14 protein-coding genes are annotated in these 15,296 nt (G+C 72.9%); 4 read left to right on the forward strand and 10 right to left on the reverse strand.

What is annotated here, in order from left to right; all coding sequences use genetic code 11:
- Positions 1–125: 125 nt before the first annotated feature.
- Positions 126–1,289, reverse strand: a complete 1,164-nt coding sequence (locus MCBMB27_RS06980; RefSeq protein ID WP_043757069.1) for an MFS transporter — start codon at positions 1,287–1,289, stop codon at positions 126–128.
- Positions 1,290–1,563: 274 nt separating this feature from the next.
- On the opposite strand from MCBMB27_RS06980, the gene MCBMB27_RS06985 reads away from it, so the two are divergent.
- Positions 1,564–2,484, forward strand: coding sequence for a LysR family transcriptional regulator (locus tag MCBMB27_RS06985; RefSeq protein WP_043761120.1), 921 nt, complete (start codon positions 1,564–1,566; stop codon positions 2,482–2,484).
- Between the two features lie 78 nt (positions 2,485–2,562).
- Here the strand turns inward: MCBMB27_RS06985 and MCBMB27_RS06990 are convergent, their stop codons facing one another.
- The 4 genes from MCBMB27_RS06990 to MCBMB27_RS07005 all read right to left on the reverse strand — a co-directional run bounded on the left by MCBMB27_RS06990 (position 2,563) and on the right by MCBMB27_RS07005 (position 6,325).
- Positions 2,563–3,294, reverse strand: a complete 732-nt coding sequence (locus MCBMB27_RS06990) for a DUF1796 family putative cysteine peptidase (RefSeq protein ID WP_043353944.1) — start codon at positions 3,292–3,294, stop codon at positions 2,563–2,565.
- Positions 3,291–4,253: an acetyl-CoA carboxylase carboxyltransferase subunit alpha gene (locus MCBMB27_RS06995; RefSeq protein WP_043757075.1), complete on the reverse strand. Its 963-nt coding sequence runs from the start codon at positions 4,251–4,253 to the stop codon at positions 3,291–3,293. The genes MCBMB27_RS06990 and MCBMB27_RS06995 overlap by 4 nt, the downstream gene beginning before the upstream one ends.
- A 157-nt stretch (positions 4,254–4,410) precedes the next feature.
- The gene (locus MCBMB27_RS07000; protein ID WP_043383055.1) at positions 4,411–5,784 is read right to left on the reverse strand and encodes a PleD family two-component system response regulator; all 1,374 of its coding nucleotides are present in this window, start codon (positions 5,782–5,784) and stop codon (positions 4,411–4,413) included.
- A 172-nt stretch (positions 5,785–5,956) separates the two neighbouring features.
- On the reverse strand, positions 5,957–6,325 hold the full coding sequence (locus tag MCBMB27_RS07005; protein ID WP_043353956.1) for a response regulator: 369 nt from the start codon (positions 6,323–6,325) through the stop codon (positions 5,957–5,959).
- An 80-nt stretch (positions 6,326–6,405) separates the two neighbouring features.
- Here MCBMB27_RS07005 and MCBMB27_RS07010 point away from each other — a divergent pair, with 80 nt between their 5' ends.
- Positions 6,406–6,702 carry a DUF3572 domain-containing protein gene (locus MCBMB27_RS07010; RefSeq protein WP_043353976.1) on the forward strand — a complete coding sequence of 99 codons (297 nt, stop codon included), beginning with the start codon at positions 6,406–6,408 and terminating at the stop codon, positions 6,700–6,702.
- A 294-nt stretch (positions 6,703–6,996) separates the two neighbouring features.
- On the opposite strand, the gene MCBMB27_RS07015 is transcribed toward MCBMB27_RS07010, so the two are convergent.
- Together MCBMB27_RS07015 and MCBMB27_RS07020 are read right to left on the reverse strand one after the other, a co-directional pair.
- Complete coding sequence (locus MCBMB27_RS07015) at positions 6,997–7,908, reverse strand: cell envelope integrity EipB family protein (protein WP_075380132.1); 912 nt, start codon at positions 7,906–7,908, stop codon at positions 6,997–6,999.
- 109 nt (positions 7,909–8,017) lie between these two features.
- A complete protein-coding gene (locus MCBMB27_RS07020) occupies positions 8,018–9,883 on the reverse strand; it encodes an ABC transporter ATP-binding protein (protein ID WP_043383052.1) in 1,866 nt (621 codons plus the stop codon).
- A 374-nt stretch (positions 9,884–10,257) separates the two neighbouring features.
- On the opposite strand from MCBMB27_RS07020, the gene MCBMB27_RS30910 reads away from it, so the two are divergent.
- Positions 10,258–10,554 carry a helix-hairpin-helix domain-containing protein gene (locus MCBMB27_RS30910; protein ID WP_244538785.1) on the forward strand — a complete coding sequence of 99 codons (297 nt, stop codon included), beginning with the start codon at positions 10,258–10,260 and terminating at the stop codon, positions 10,552–10,554.
- Positions 10,555–10,782: 228 nt separating this feature from the next.
- Here MCBMB27_RS30910 and trpB read toward each other — a convergent pair whose 3' ends face one another.
- On the reverse strand, positions 10,783–12,024 hold the full coding sequence (trpB, locus tag MCBMB27_RS07030) for a tryptophan synthase subunit beta (protein WP_043353967.1): 1,242 nt from the start codon (positions 12,022–12,024) through the stop codon (positions 10,783–10,785).
- Between the two features lie 142 nt (positions 12,025–12,166).
- Between trpB and msrA the strand changes: the two genes are divergently transcribed.
- On the forward strand, positions 12,167–12,883 hold the full coding sequence (gene msrA, locus MCBMB27_RS07035; protein ID WP_043353969.1) for a peptide-methionine (S)-S-oxide reductase MsrA: 717 nt from the start codon (positions 12,167–12,169) through the stop codon (positions 12,881–12,883).
- A gap of 22 nt (positions 12,884–12,905) precedes the next feature.
- Here the strand turns inward: msrA and MCBMB27_RS07040 are convergent, their stop codons facing one another.
- The gene (locus MCBMB27_RS07040; protein WP_043353972.1) at positions 12,906–13,850 is read right to left on the reverse strand and encodes a prephenate/arogenate dehydrogenase family protein; all 945 of its coding nucleotides are present in this window, start codon (positions 13,848–13,850) and stop codon (positions 12,906–12,908) included.
- Entirely contained in the window at positions 13,843–14,970 is a 1,128-nt protein-coding gene (locus MCBMB27_RS07045) for a pyridoxal phosphate-dependent aminotransferase (RefSeq protein ID WP_043383046.1), read from the reverse strand. The genes MCBMB27_RS07040 and MCBMB27_RS07045 overlap by 8 nt, the downstream gene beginning before the upstream one ends.
- Positions 14,971–15,296: the final 326 nt, after the last annotated feature.

A 15,296-nucleotide genomic window follows, 5' to 3' on the forward strand; every position in this document is an offset into this window, starting at 1 on the left:
TTGCTGGCCGCGTCGGGTGCCACTCCCCAACCCAATAGGCTCGTTAAGCTTGCGCCTTCCTTACCGCAAGGACGCGGGTGCAACACTGGATTGTTATCCGGTGTGGAGAGCCTGCGGCGCAGGCCCTATCCACAGGCGGCCGGGACCGCGGCGGGGCGACCCAGCCAGAGCACGAGGACGAGGCCGGCCAGCGCCAGGGCGGCGCCGGCCAGAGACACCGCCGGGTAGCCGAGCCCGGCATCGATCGTGGCGCCGCCGACGGCCGCCCCGACCGCGTTGCCGAGGTTGAAGGCGCCGATATTCATGGCCGAGGCGAGGCTGGGCGCGTCCGCCGCCTGCGCCATCACCCGCATCTGGAGCGGGGCCACGCTGGCGAAGCTCGCGACACCCCAGAGGACGATCAGCAACGCCGCGGCGGCCGCCCCGTGCATGCCCCAGGCGAACAGCACGAGGACGACGAGCTGCGCCGCCAGCGCGCCGATGATCGTGCCGTCCACCGAGCGGTCCGCGAGCCGGCCGCCGAGCCAGTTGCCCACGGTCAGGCCGAGCCCGAACAGGACCAGCATCGCGGTGACGAACGGCGCCGTCGCGCCGGTCTCGGTCCGCAGGATCGGCGCGATGTAGGTGAACACCGTGAACATCGCGCTGAACCCCACCATGGTCAGCGCCAGGGCCGCCAGGACGGGGCCGCGGCCGAGGACGCGCAGCTCGGACCACAGGTCGGCGCCCGGTTCGGCCTTCAGCTCCGGCAGGGCGAGCCGCAGCGCCAGCATGGCGACGGCGCCGATCGCGGCGATCCCCCAGAAGGCCGCGCGCCAGCCGAGCATCGCGCCGGTCCAGGCGGCGAGCGGCACGCCGCCGATCGTCGCGATGGCGAGGCCCGAGAACATGGCCGCCACCGCGGCGGCACGGCGCTCCGGCGGCACGAGGCCCGCGGCCACCACCGCGCCTACGCCGAAGAAGGCGCCGTGGTTCAGCGCGGTCACGAGCCGGCCGGCGACCAGCATGGCGTAGCTGTCGGCGAGGGCCGCCATCAGGTTGCCGAGGGTGAAGATCGCCATCAGCCCGACCAGCAGGCGCCGCCGGGGCAGACGCGCGGTGGCGAGGGTCACGAGCGGCGCGCCGATCACCACGCCCAGCGCGTAGGCGCTGACGACGAGGCCCGCCGCCGGGATCGACACGTTCAGGTCGGCGGCGATCAGGGGCAGCATGCCCATGGGGGTGAACTCGGTCACGCCGATGCCGAAGGCGCCGACCGCGAGGGCCAGCAGGGGTGGGTTGAGCGCCATGGGGTCCGCATCTCCGTTCGTTCCGGGGAGGCAGGTGGCGGATTCGTCTCCAGGGGAGTAGTCCCCGCTCGGGACCAGGATCTGTGCGCCACCGGCACGAATGCGGGCTTGCCGACGGATCGGGGACGGGGGCATCCTGCGCGGCTCTCCCGAACACGCCCTCATCGTGAGGTGCCCGCGCCGGCGGGCGTCGGAGGGGCGCTCCGGCACCCCAGGATGAGGGCCTCGGGTCGGAGCGCCCGGGATCGGCTTCGGGCATCGCGGGACGGGCATGATGCTGCGCGACAAGGTCGACCGGGCGGGCGAGATGGCGGTGTTCGTGGCGGTGGCGGAGGCCGGCAGCCTGTCGGGGGCGGCGCGCCGGCTCGGGCTGACGCCCTCCGCGGTCAGCCGGATCGTCGCCCGGACCGAGGCGCGGCTCGGCGCGCAGCTCCTCGTGCGGACGACCCGGACCCTCCGGCTCACCGCCGAGGGGGAGACCTACGGGCGCGCCGCGCGCCGCATCCTGGCGGATCTCGACGAGACCGAAGCCGCGCTCGCCGACCGGGGCTGCCCGCGCGGGCGGGTCCGGGTCAGCGCCGCCACCGCCCATGGCCGGCTCGTGATCGTGCCGCTGCTCGCCGCCTTCGTCGAGCGCCATCCCGGCATCACGGTGGAGATCGACCTCAGCGACGAACTCGCCGACGTGCTCGGCGGCCGGGCCGACGTGGCGATCCGGTTCGGCCCGCTCGCCGACAGCCCGCTCACCGCCCGGCGGCTCGGGGAGACCGGCCGGACGGTGGTGGCCTCGCCGGCCTACCTCGCCCGGGCCGGCACGCCGCGGCGGCCCGCCGACCTCGCCGGCCACAACTGCCTGGATTTCAGCTTCCGCCGCTCCGAGCCCGGATGGCCGTTCCGCATCGACGGGCACGACAGCGTCCTGCCGGTGGGCGGCAACGTCGCCGCCAACAACGGCGAGACCCTGGTCCAGCTCGCCCTGCAGGGCACCGGCATCACCCGGGTCGGCAACTTCCACATCGCCGAGGATCTCGCCGCCGGCCGGCTGGTGCCGCTGCTGGAGCCGTTCAACCCGCAGGACCGCGAGGCGATCCACGCGGTGTTCGTGGGCGGCCCCGCCATGCCGGCCCGGGTGCGCGTGCTGGTGGATTTCCTGGCGGAGCGGATGCGCGGGGTCGCCTTCGGTGCTCACCCGTGAAGGAATTGCCTCGCGCCCGTCCGCGTCGGCGCGATCGTCGCCCTGTCGCGCGCCACGCAGTTCGGGCTTGGCGCCCGCTCAGCCGAACAGCGCCGGCCGCCGCGCCGCCTCGGCCCGGATGATCTCCACCAAGGCCGCGTCGTCGGCCGGGTCGGCCAGCCGCAGGCCGACGGGCTCCGAGGGCGTGTGCACGGTGAGCCAGCGCAGGGATGTCCGCAGGTCGACCGCCTCGGCGACCGCCATGCGCGGATGCCCGGTCTCCAGCTGCAGGAAGGTCAGGTGGTTGCGGCTGGCGCGCTGCCCGAGCAGGTCGTCGATCGCCTCGACCACGTCCCGGGGCGTGTGGAGATGGGTCATCATCCAGAGGCGGTTGTCGGTGCCCGGCGTGTCGAGGGCCCGGCGCAGCCGGCGCACGCCCTCGGTGAGGAAAGCGTAATCCGCCTCGCTCGTCGCCGGGTCGTGGTGGTTGAACACGCATTCGAGGCCGTGCCGCTCCCGGTAGAGGCGGTGGCGCCCCCGCCAGATGCCGGGGCCGCGCCGCTCGGATTCCGGGATGCTCTCCAGCTGGCTCCGGTCGACGAGCGCGGAGAAATCGTCGGCGAGGCAGTCCCGGGCCATGCCGGGCATGGAGAAGATCCAGTCGAGGGGCCCCGACCATTGGCGCAGGTCGAGCGTCTTGAGGACGTGCGCCATCTGGCAGTTGCAGCCGAGGGAGATATGGTTGTGCCGGTCCGGCTCCCGCGCGTCGCGCCGGCCCAGCAGCCGGCCGAGCGCGCCGAACAGCCCCCCCGACGCCCCGGGCTCGCTCACAGGGTCCGGCCGATCGCCAGGAACTTCTCCGCGCGCCGGTCGCGGATCTCGACGGCCGTCAGCCCGTCGAACTGGGCGAGGGCGTCGGCGACGGCGTCGCCCGCGGCCCGGATCGCCGCTTCGCGGTCGCGATGCGCCCCGCCGGTGGCCTCCGGGATGATCCCGTCGATGACGCCGAGGCGCAGCAGGTCCTGGGCGGTGATCTTCATGGCGGTGGCGGCGTCGGCGGCGCGGCCCTGGTCGCGCCACAGGATCGAGGCGGCGCCCTCCGGCGAGATCACCCCGTAGATCGCGTGCTCCAGCATCAGGACCCGGTTGGCGGTGGCGAGCGCGATGGCGCCGCCCGAGCCGCCCTCCCCGATCACCACGGCGACGTTGGGCACGCCCAGCGCGAGGCAGGCCTCGGTGGAGCGGGCGATGGCCTCGGCCTGGCCGCGCTCCTCCGCCTCGATGCCCGGATAGGCGCCGGCGGTGTCGACGAAGGCGAGGACCGGCAGGCCGAACCGGTCGGCGGTCTCCATGAGCCGGACCGCCTTGCGGTAGCCCTCGGGGCGGGCCATCCCGAAATTGTGGCGCAGCCGCGCCTCGGTGGTGGCGCCCTTCTCCTGGCCGAGCACCAGGACCGGCCGTCCGCGGAACCGCCCGAACCCGCCGAGGATCGCCTCGTCCTCGCCGAAGTTCCGGTCGCCGGCCAGCGGGGTGAACTCGGTGATCAGCCCGTCGCAATAGTCCACGAAGTGCGGCCGCTGCGGGTGGCGCGCCACCTGGGTCTTCTGCCAGGGGGTGAGGTTCGCGTAGATCTCCGCCAGCGCCTGGCCGGCCTTGGCCTCGAGCCGGCCGACCTCCTCGGCGATGGAGACCGCGCCGTCGCGCGCGCTCACGGCGCGCAGTTCCTCGAGCTTGGCCTCCAGCTCGGCCACCGGCTTCTCGAAGTCGAGGTAGGTGCGCGTCACCGCCATCGTATCACAGATCTTCCCGGGGTCCGCCGCGCGGGGGCGGCGGGCGCGAGGTGTTGGCGATGGCGGGAGTGGTGTCAACCGGCCTGTTGCCGGACCGGGCCGCCGGCCGGCGGTCCGGGCCCTCGGCCGGCGGCCCGGACAGGCCGCGGCCGGAGGGTCAGGCCGCCTGCGACTCGACCCGGTTCCGTCCGGCCGCCTTGGCCCGGTAGAGGGCGAGGTCGGCGCGCCGGAGCATGTCGGCGGCGCAGAGATCCTCGCCGCGGCGCACGGCGACCCCGATCGAGACGGTCACGGGCACCGTCCGGGTAGCCCCCAGCACCGAGAACGGCACCGCCTCGACCCGCTCGCGGATGCGCTCGGCGATGCCCTGGGCCTCGCCGAGCCCCGCCTCCGGCAGGATCACCACCACCTCCTCGCCGCCGTAGCGCGCCACGATGTCGATGGGCCGGGTGTGCTGGCGGACCCGCTCGGCGAAGCCGCGCAGCACCTCGTCGCCGGCCTCGTGGCCGAAGCTGTCGTTGATGCCCTTGAAGTGGTCGATGTCGAGGATGAGCACGGAGAGCTGGGCCCGGCGGGCGGCCTCGTCGCCGAACAGCGTGCCGAGATGGTTGTCGAGGTAGCGCCGGTTGTGCAGGCCGGTGAGCGCGTCGATCACGGCCATCTGGAGCGAGGCCTGCATCGCCCCCCGGAGCGCCTCGGTGAAGCGCTTGCGCTTCACCTGGGTGCGGACCCGGGCCATCAGCTCGTTGCGGTCGACCGGGCGCATCAGGAAGTCGTGCACGCCGAAATCGAGGCCGCGGACGACCCGGGCGCGGTCGTGCTCCTCCGCCAGCATGATCAGCGGCATCGTCCGGGTCCGATCCAGCGACCGGAGCTGGCTGCACAGGCGCAGGCCGTCGAAGCCCGCCAGATCGAGGCTGACCAGGGCGAGATCGAAGGGCGCCTCGGCGGCGAGGTGCAGGGCCGCCTGCGGATCGGGCTCGACCGTGACGACGTGGTGCTGGCGCAGGGCCCCGGCGAGGCGCTCGGCCGATCCGGGGCGGTCCTCGATGAGCAGGATCCGGGCATCGAGGCCGGTCTCGGCGGTGGCCAGCGCCAGGGGATCGCCGATCCCGAATTCGCGCGAGGCGAGCGCGCGCTGGCGCAGCTCGTCGGTCACCGCCTTGAGGCGCACGAGGCTGCGCACCCGGCTGAACAGGGCGGTGTCGTCCACGGGCTTGGTCAGGAAGTCGTCGGCCCCGGCGTCGAGGCCGCGCAGGCGGTCCGCCGGCTGGTCGAGGGCCGTGACCATCACCACCGGGATATGGGCCGTGAGCGGGTTGTTCTTGAGGTGCCGGCAGACCTCGAACCCGTCCATGCCGGGCATCATCACGTCGAGCAGGACGAGGTCGCAGAGGCCCTTCTCGCAGATCGCGATCGCGTCCCGGCCATTCATGGCCGCGAGCGTGTCGAAATATTCCAGGCCGAGCTTCGTCTCCAGAAGCCTGACGTTCGGGAACAGATCATCGACGATCAGGACACGGGCCGACATGCTTCCTCGTAGGGGCGCGGTGGAGCGGCCCGGACCGGGCACCGTGTGCCGTGGCGCGCGCCGCCGGTCAGCCGCAGGGGCCTGGGCGGATACGACAGGACGGACGGTTGAACCGGTCACCCGACCCGGACGGATCGGGTGACCGGTTCAACGGCGCGCCTCGCCGGCGTGGTCACGGCTCAAGATAGGCCCGAACCGTTGCCAAAAACTTCGCAACCGAGATCGGCTTCGACAGGTAGGCCTCGCAGCCGCCCTCGCGGATCCGCTCCTCGTCGCCCTTCATGGCGAAGGCCGTGATGGCGATGACCGGAATGCCCTTGAGGTCGTCATCCTCCTTGAGCCATTTCGTCACCTCGAGCCCGGAGACCTCGGGGAGCTGGATGTCCATGAGGATCAGGTCGGGATGATGGGCGCGGGCCAGTTCGATCGCCTCGATGCCGTGGGCGGTCTTCAGGGTCGCGTAGCCGTTCGCCTCCAGCAGGTCGTTGAACAGCTTCATGTTCAACTCGTTGTCCTCGACGATCAGCACCGTCTTCTTCATGATCCGATGTCCCGGTGCGCGCCGATCATGATTAGTGGGCGGTGAAGCCCCTCCGTCACCTTTGTAGCGTTCACATGTTGATGAATGGCAAACCTCTTCAAGGGGATGAGTCCGCCGAACGGCTCGCCCTGGACGTTCTGTTGTGGATCGCGGGGGACGAGGACCGGCTCCTGCCCTTCCTGGCGGCGAGCGGATTGAGCCCCGACACGCTGCGCGAAAGCGCCCGGGAGCCGGCTTTCCTGGTGGGCGTCCTCGACCACGTGATGGGCGACGAGAACGTCCTCGTCGCCTGCGCGAACGGTCTCGGCGTCAAGCCGGAGCGGATCGCCGCGGCGTGGCAGCGGCTGTCGCCGCGGCCGGATGACGAATGGGCGTGAGGCCTCCGGCGCGACGCGGACCGCTGCGCGCGTCCCGCCCGCGGATTCCCGGGCTTGCCGGCGATCCGCGCCCGGCCTGCCCCTGGCCCAGCCCCATGAGGCACGGGTCCCGGGCGCTGGTCTTTCACGCGGTGGATGGCTGGCACACGACGTGGGGATCGGCGAGCCCGCGCGGGAGAGGGGGGCCGCGCCGCACCCCGCGACCCGCCGACCGACCCGCCCCCCGATCGGATCGGCGGGCCCGGGAGCCCGGGAGCATGGTCGGAACGGTGCGCGCCCTCTGCCCACCGGCGCTCAGGGCGTGCAGCCCTTCCCCGCGTCCTTGTCGCTCCGCCCCGCCTTGGCGTCGATGTCGAGGGCGGTCATGTCGCCCAGGATGGCGAAATCGCCGTAATCGAGCTTGAGCGCGCCGCTGACGCCGTTCTCGTACAGGTCGAAGCCGAGGGTGTAGATCGGCGTGCGCTCCCCGGCGCCCTCGGTGTAGTAGCTCAGGCGGACCGGCCAGTGCGGCATGCCGGCGAGCGAACCGTCGCGCAGCGGCTTGTCCCGGTCGGAGCCCGCGGCCGAAGCCGGGCCGGTCTCCGTGTGGCCGATCACCGCGAAGGTGTCGTAGATCTTCTTGCCGTCGTCCGAGCCGTCGTAGACCTTGACCGAGAGGGTCGACTGGCCGGCCCGCGCCGCCGCGATCAGGCGGCGCATGTGCTCGCTCGGGAACAGGACCGGCCCCTTCACGGTGAACGGCTTCGGGCCGCCCTTCAGCTTCACCGTGAGGGCGTCGCCCTGCTCGGAGGCGGTCCCGTCCACCGGGGCGGCGGCCTTGTTGTTGGTCAGCGTCGTCGTCTTGAACCGGAACTCGCGCCCCTGCCCGCCCTCGAAGGTGGTGCTGCGCATGTCCGACAGGCGCGTGCCGGTCTCGCCGGAGGACAGCTCCGTCACCTGGCGGGTCAGCATCGTGTAGCCCCGGCAGGCATCCCCCCGGAAGTCGATGACGATGCGCCCGCGGGCGCTCTCCACCGAGCGGGTGCCTCCGCCCTCGGCCAGCGACAGGTCGTAGACCGCCCGATGGTTGGCCAGGACGATCTCGGGCGACGGGGTCGCCGCCTCGGGCTTGGCCGCCGGTTCGGGCCCGGCGGGCGGGGCCGCCTGGGCGTTCCCGGCGCAGACGAGAAGGCCGGCCGTCAGCAGTCGGAAGAGGCGCAGGCGCATGGACAACCTCGATTCGGTCCGCCGCAGATAGCAGGCTCAGGGAATCGGGCAATGCTTGGGCCGGGCCGCGGGGGCGTCCCGAGGGCCCCGCCCCCGCTTTCCGGCTCCCCTACCGGTAGCCCTCAGCCTGCAGGGTGAACAGCTCGGCGTAGCGGCCGCGCCGTTCCATCAGGGCGGCGTGGCCGCCCTCCTCCAGGACCCGGCCGCCCTCCAGGACGAGGATGCGGTCGGCCATGCGCACGGTGGAGAAGCGGTGCGAGATCAGCACCGCCGTCCGCCCGGCCGACAATTCCCGGAACCGCGCGAAGACGTCGTGCTCGGCCCTCGCGTCGAGGGCCGCGGTCGGCTCGTCCAGGATCAGGATCTCGGCCTCGCGCATGTAGGCCCGGGACAGCGCGACCTTCTGCCACTCGCCCCCGGAGAGGTCGAGGCCGCCGGCGAAGCGCTTGCCCAGGGGCTGGGCGTAGCCCTCGGGCAGGCGCTCGATCACCGGCGCCGCCAGCCCCCGGGCCGCCGCGGCCGCGATGCGCTCCGCGTCCCCGGCGGCCTCGATCCGGCCGACCGCGACGTTCTCGCCCGCCGTGAGGTCGAAGCGGACGAAGTCCTGGAAGATCGCCCCGATCCGCGCCCGCAGCTCGTCGAGGTCGTACGCGGTGAGCGGCACCCCGTCGAGGAGCACCCGGCCCTCGTGCGGGTCGTAGAGCCGGGTCATCAGCTTGACGATCGTGGTCTTGCCGGCGCCGTTGCCGCCGACCAGCGCCACCGTCTCCCCGGCGCGGATCGCGAAGGAGAGGTGGCGCAGCGCCCAGGCCTGCGTGCCCGGATAGCGGTAGCCGACATCCTCGAAGACCAGCCCCTCCCGGATCGGGCGCGGCACCGGCACGGCCTGCGCGGGCGAGCGGATCTGCGGGCGGATCGCGAAGAAGGAGTAGAAGTCGTCGAGGTACTGCGCCTGGCCGGTGATCTGGGTCAGCCCGAGGAGCAGTCCCTCCAGGCCGCCGCGCAGGCGCTGGAAGGCGCCGGCCAGGAAGGCGAGATCGCCCACCGAGAAGGTGCCCGCCACCGTCCGCCAGACGATCACCGCGTAGGCGGCGTAGTAGGCGAGCGTCCCGAGGCTCGCGAAGGCGAAGCCCCATCCGGCCCGGGCGACGGCGAGGCTGCGGTTCTCGGCGAGCAGCCGGCGCGCCGCCGTCCCGTAGAGGCCGGTCAGGTAGTCCGAGAGGCCGAAGAGCTTGATCTCCTTGGCGGTCTCGACGCTGGCGCCGAGGTAGCGCAGGTAGTCGATCCGGCGGCGCTCCGGGCTGCGGATCCAGGCGAGGCGGTAGCCGGCCTTGGTGAAATGCCACTCGTTGAGGACCGCCGGGACCAGGGCGGCGGCGATCAGCACCACGAGCCAGGGCGTGAAGGCCGCGACGCCGATCGCCAGGGTCGCGAGGGTCAGGAGCCCCTGCAACTGGCCGAACACCGTCCCGATGAGCCCGGTGCGGCCGCTGACCTGCCGGCGCGCCCGCTCCAGCCGGTCCTGCTGGGCGCTGTCCTCGAACTGCGCGAGGTCGAGGGCGGCGGCGTGCGCCATCAGCCGCAGGGAGGCGGCGTTGGCGTAGAGGTCGCCGATCAGGGTCTCGGTGAGGTTCGCGAGACGGCCGGTGAGGTCCGAGACCAGGGCGAGGCCGAATTCGGCCGCCACCAGCCCGGCGAGCCGGGCCCGGCCGGGATCGGCCAGCCAGTCCGCCAGCCCCGCCCCTGGCGCCGGCCGGGCATGCTCGGCCACGATCCCGTCGAGGATCAGCTTGGCGAGATACAGCATCAGGACCGGCAGGCAGGCCGCCACGAGGCGCAGCGACAGGCTCGCCGCGAGCAGGCGCGGGCTGGCGGCGGCGATCTCCCGGAACAGGGTCGGCAGGTAGCGCAGGGCGCCCAGGCGCTCCCCGAGCCGCTCGCCCAGGCGCGCGCCGAGCCTCGTCCGCGCGCTCATCCCCTGGGGATTGCTCACCGGATTTCGGACGTGGATTGGACGACGCGCAAAGACAGCATTAACTGTAGATGCATATAGTTTTAATCCTCGTCGAGTGGTGCGTGCTCAGCGGTCCTGCAATCCTCAGAATTTCGGTCCTCCTTATCATTGCCGGCATACTCGCGGCGGTGGTGCAGGTCCTGTTGCCGGGCCCGGCGCCCGGACCGGTATCCCCGCCTGCGCCCTCGGCACCGGCGGTTCCCGAACCCTCGACGGCCCCGCCGCCCGCGCCGGCACCCGCCCCGTCCGCCCCGTCCGCGGCGGTCGAGCCCGCGCCTGCGCAGCCCGGCAAGGCCCCGGCGCCCGCCGCGCCGTTACAGATGCCGTCCGACGCGATGGCGGTTCCCGCCGACCCTCCGGCTCCGCAGGCGGCGCCTCAACCGCAGGGCGAGGACGCGGCCGGTCAGGCCGAGGTCGAGCGGGCGGAGGACAGCGCCGGGCCCCGGGCCCTGGCCGTGGTCGATCTCAACACGGCCTCCGTGGCGGATCTCAACCGCCTGCGCGGCGGCGGCGCCATCGGCCGGGCGATCGTCGCCAAGCGGCCCTACACCGCGGTGGAGCAGCTGCTGTCGAAGCGGGTGCTCAGCCGGTCGGTCTACGAGAAGATCAAGGATCAGGTGACGGTGCGGTGAGGCGGCCGCGGCCGGCCCGGTGTCACGTGGTGTCGTCCGGGCTCGCCCCTGTCCCGGGCGCGTGCGACGCCGGCGGATGGCGGCCCGGGATCCCGCGCCGGACGTCGCGAAGCGTCCGCCCGAAACGCGCAGGCCCGTTCCGCCGCGCTTCGCCTGCCGGATCCCGGATCGCCGTCCACGGCGTTCCGGGCGTCCGGGAAGAGGGGTGCGTCCCGGAGGCGCCGGCCCTCAGAGCGTCGTCCCGAAGATCTCCGCCACCTGCGGGATGTCCTTGTCGCCGCGACCGCAGAGATTGATCACCATCAGGTGTTCGGCCGGGCGCTGCGGCGCCAGTTCCAGAACCTTGGACAGGGCGTGGGCCGGCTCAAGGGCCGGGATGATGCCCTCCAGCATCGAGCAGAGCTTGAACGCCTCGAGGGCTTCGGTGTCCGTCGCCGAGATGTAGGTGACGCGACCCGTCTCGTGCAGCCACGCGTGCTCGGGCCCGATGCCGGGATAGTCCAGCCCGGCCGAGATCGAGTGCGCGTCGGCGATCTGTCCGTCCGCGTCCATCAGCAGGTAGGTGCGGTTGCCGTGCAGCACGCCCGGCTTGCCGCCGGTGAGCGAGGCCGCGTGCAGGCCGGAATGAACCCCGTGGCCGGCCGCCTCGACCCCGAAGATCTCGACCTCGCGGTCGTCCAGGAACGGGTGGAACAGGCCCATGGCGTTGGAGCCGCCGCCGATGCAGGCGACCAGCGAATCCGGGAGGCGGCCCTCCTGGGCGATCATCTGCTCCCGGGTCTCACGCCCGATCACCGACTGGAAGTCGCGCACCATGGCCGGATAGGGGTGCGGCCCGGCGACGGTCCCGATGCAGTAGAACGTGTCGGCGACGTTGGTGACCCAGTCGCGCAGGGCCTCGTTCATGGCATCCTTGAGGGTCCGGGTGCCGGATTCCACCGGGATCACCTCGGCGCCGAGCATCTTCATGCGGAAGACGTTGGGCGCCTGCCGGGCGACGTCGACCGCGCCCATGTAGACGACGCACTTGAGGCCGAAGCGCGCGCAGAGCGTCGCGGTGGCGACGCCGTGCTGGCCCGCGCCGGTCTCGGCGATGATCCGCGGCTTGCCCATGCGCCGGGCCAGCAGGATCTGGCCCAGCACGTTGTTCACCTTGTGGGAGCCGGTATGGTTCAGCTCCTCACGCTTGAAATAGACCTTGGCCCCCTGCCCGGCCGGAGCCTTGGCGCGCAGGTGCTCGGTCAGCCGCTCGGCATAGTAGAGCGGGCTCGGCCGGCCGATATAGTGGGTGCCGTAGCTCGCCATGTCGGCCGCGAAGGCCGGATCGACCTTGGCGGCCTCGTAGGCGGCTTCCAGCTCCAGGATCAGCGGCATCAGCGTCTCGGCGACGAAACGGCCGCCGAAGATGCCGAAGCGGCCGCGCTCGTCGGGACCGGTGCGGAAGGAGTTGGGCTCGGGGGCGATGGTCACGGGACGGGTCCTGCGGTCGCTGGGGTCGATCTGTTGCGGGTGCGTAGACCCATGCGGGCGCGGCTGCAATGCGGCGTCCCGCCCGCGTAACCGGTTCGGGCCACGGGGCGAACACCCTGTTGGTTTCCGGCAGGAGGATAGAATGGCACATCGCGATCGAATCCGCACGCTCCTCGGGGCCGCCCTCGGGCTCGGACTCGCAGGGGCCGTCCTGCTCCCCCGGCTTCCGGCCTTCGCCGAGGAAGCGCCCCGGCGCCTGCCGGAGGCCGCGACCCGCTCCGCCGAGCCGCCGGGGCCGCGCGTCGCGGTCTTCGCCGGCGGCTGCTTCTGGGGCGTGCAGGGGGTGTTCCAGCACCTGCGCGGCGTGAGCAATGCGGTGTCGGGCTATGCCGGCGGCACCCGCGCGGAGGCCGATTACCGGACGGTGAGCGGCGGCGGGACCGGCCATGCCGAGGCGGTCTCGGTCACCTACGACCCGGCCGCGATCCGCTACGACGAGCTCCTGCGGATCTTCTTCTCGGTGGCCCTCGACCCGACCCAGGTGGATCGCCAGGGGCCCGATACCGGGCACCAGTACCGCTCGGCCCTGTTCCCGCAGGATGCCGAGCAGGCGCGGGTGGCGAAGGCCTACATCGCCCAGCTCGACGCGGCCAAGGCCTATGCGCGGCCGGTCGCCACCCGGATCGAGCCGGCGGCCGCGTTCTACCCGGCCGAGGGTTACCACCAGGACTTCATGGCCCTGCATCCCGGCCACCCGTACATCGCCGCCAACGATGCGCCGAAGCTGGAGGCGCTGCGCAGCCTGTTCCCGGAGCGGACGGCGGCGCAGCCGGTTCTGGTCAACCGCCCGCCGGCCTGAGCGGGCGGCCCGGCGCGGTCCGCTATTCCTCCGGTGGCCGCGGCCGGCCGAAATCCGGCGCCGCGGTCTCCTGGCCCTGCGCCACGATGCTGCGCCGGATCGCCCGGGTGCGGGTGAACATCGCGTGGAGCGCGTCGCCGTCGCCCCAGCGCACCGCCTTGGCGAGCGCCGACAGGTCCTCGTTGAACCGTCCGAGCATCTCCAGCACCGCCTCGCGGTTGTTGAGGAAGATGTCCCGCCACATGGTCGGGTCGGAGGCGGCGATGCGGGTGAAGTCGCGGAATCCGCTGGCCGAGAACTTGATCACCTCGGACTGCGTCGCCGATTCGAGGTCCGCGGCGGTGCCGACGATGTTGTAGGCGATCAGGTGCGGCAAGTGGCTGGTGATCGCCAGCACGTGGTCGTGGTGCTCGGCGCTCATCGTCTCGACATTGGCGCCCATCCCCGCCCACAGGGCGCGGACGGTCTCGACCGCCGCCGGATCGGTGCCCTCGGGCGGGGTCAGGATGCACCAGCGGCCCTGGAACAGGGTCGCGAAGCCCGCATCCGGCCCCGAGAACTCGGTTCCGGCGATCGGGTGGCCGGGGACCAGGGCGACGCCCTCGGGCAGGTGCGGCCGGATCGCCGCCACCACGGCGCCCTTCACCGAGCCGACATCCGACACGATCGCGCCGGCTTTCAGATGCGGCATCATCTCGGCCGCCGCGGCGCCGATGGCGCCCACCGGCACGCACAGGATCACGAGGTCGGTGTCGGCCGCGCCCTCCGCCGGGTCGCCCGTGACCGCGTCGGCGATGCCGAGTTCGCGCACCCGGTCGCGCACGGCCTCGTCCCGGTCGACGGCCACGATGGTGCGGGCGAGCCCGTAGCGGCGCGCCGCCCGGGCGATCGAGGATCCGATCAGCCCGAGGCCGACGATGGCGAGACGGTCGACGGCGGGCCTCTCGGCCTTGAGCGCCTCAGGCATGGGTGCTCCCCTGGGCGCCACGCACGAAGTCGCCGAGCGCCGCCAGGAAGGCCGTGTTCGCCTCGGCGCCGGCCACCGTCACCCGCAGGGCGTTGGGCAGGCCGTAGGCGGTGACCCGGCGGGTGATGAGGCCGCGCTCGGTCAGGAACGCGTCGGCATCCGCCGCCGAGCGGCCGGGCGCGTCGGGGAAGTGGATCAGCAGGAAGTTCGCGACGCTCGGCGTGACCGTGAGGCCGAGCGCCCGGGCGCCCTCGGTGAGCTTCGGCAGCCACTCGGCGTTGTGGGCGGCGGCGGCGGCCATGTGGGCCTCGTCGGCGATGGCGGCCGAGCCCGCGGCGATCGCCGGCCCCGAGACGTTGAACGGCCCCCGGATCCGGTTGACCGCGTCCGCCACGTGCGACGGCGCGACCATCCAGCCGATCCGCACGGCGGCCAGCCCGTGGATCTTCGAGAAGGTGCGGGTCATCACCACGTTCTCGGCTTCGAGCGCGAGTTCGAGCCCGGCCGAGTAGTCGTTCGCCCGGACGTATTCGGCATAGGCGCCGTCGATCACCAGCAGCACGTGCGGCGGCAGGCCGGCGTGGAGGCGGCGGATCTCGTCGAAGGGCAGGTAGGTGCCGGTCGGGTTGTTGGGGTTCGTGACGTAGACGATCCGCGTCCGGTCCGTGACCCGGGCCAGGATCGCGTCGACGTCCACCGTGAGGTCGCGCTCGGGCGCCACCACCGGCTCGCCCCCCGAGGCCAGGATGGCGATCCGGTACACGAGGAAGCCGTGCTCCGAGTAGATGCCCTCGGTGCCCGGCCCGGCATACGCGTAGGCCAGCAGCGAGAGCAGCTCGTCCGATCCCGCCCCGCAGACGATCCGCTCGGGATCGAGCCCGTAGCGCCTGGCGATGGCGGTGCGCAGCGCCGTGGCGCGCCCGTCCGGGTAGGTCTCGAGCTTGGCGGTCGCCGCGTGGAGGGCGGCGAGCGCCGCGGGGCTCGCGCCGAGGGGCGTCTCGTTGGAGGAGAGCTTGTAGACCGTGCCGCCGCCGGGCCGCCCGCTCTTGCCGGGCACGTAGGTGTCGATCGCCAGGACGCCGGGGCGCGGTTCCGGACGGGCGGGGCGGAGGGCGGACATTGCGGTGCGACTCGGGATGCGCGGGGTTCGGTCGGTTCCGCGTCCGTCTACAGCATTTCCTTTGCCGGTGAACCCGGGCCCGCTTCAGGGGCGCCGGTCCCGGTGAGCGCGCCCGGACGTCCTGAGGCGCAATCACGCAGCCCGGGGCGCCACGCCGGTCGCGCGCCGCCTCGATCCGATCCCGGCGGGACTCGTGGTCCGGGTTCGAGGCTGCACGCCGCGGCGAGGGAAGGCGCGTGGCGTGGCCGCTGGTCATCGGATGCGCCGGGGATGCGCCGGTCCCGCCGCGTCCGGCAGACCGAGTTCCGCAGGCCGGGGCCACCCGA

The sequence above is a fragment of the Methylobacterium phyllosphaerae genome (assembly GCF_001936175.1).
GTDB lineage: Bacteria > Pseudomonadota > Alphaproteobacteria > Rhizobiales > Beijerinckiaceae > Methylobacterium > Methylobacterium fujisawaense.